We start from the raw sequence: 405 nt of genomic DNA, 5'->3' as shown, positions 1-405 counted from the left end.
CATCAGCGCGTCGCCGCGGCCGGCGATCTCCGCGGCGGCCTTGACGACCAGCGTGGATTTCCCGGCGCCGGGCGGCGAGTCCACGACGACGCCGCGGTGCCGGCCCGAGCCGAGGTCGGCGAGGACGGCGTCGGTGACGGCGGCGGCGGCCTTGGCGGGGCTCGTCCCGGGCTTGATCCCGCCGGTCGTGCCGGGGGCAGGGCCGGGTGTGGTCAGCTCCACGGTTCCTCCGCGCCCGGGTCGTCGTCGTCCTCGGCGGCCCCGACGGCGCCGCCGGGGCGGCCGCCGTCCGGGTCGGGCGGGCCGCCGTGCGTCCACGGGGTCTCTTCGGGTTCCGGCCATTTCGGGCCGCCGCGGAAGCCGGGCGCGGCAGTCGTCCAGGTCAGGAGTTCACCCGTTTCGGGG

The 405-nt window shown here is 78.5% G+C and carries 2 protein-coding genes; both read right to left on the bottom strand.

Going from position 1 to position 405, the window contains the following annotated elements:
* Positions 1-222 (bottom strand): hypothetical protein (locus tag AC1DSF_RS31070; RefSeq protein ID WP_478184157.1); only part of this gene is annotated, 222 nt, incomplete at its 3' end.
* Positions 213-405, bottom strand: a 193-nt coding sequence (locus AC1DSF_RS31065) for a hypothetical protein (RefSeq protein WP_478184156.1), incomplete at its 5' end; no start/stop codon positions are given. The genes AC1DSF_RS31070 and AC1DSF_RS31065, both read right to left, overlap by 10 nt.

Source organism: Variovorax sp. 01N429, assembly GCF_056399425.1.
This window is presented reverse-complemented; position numbering and strand designations above follow the sequence as displayed.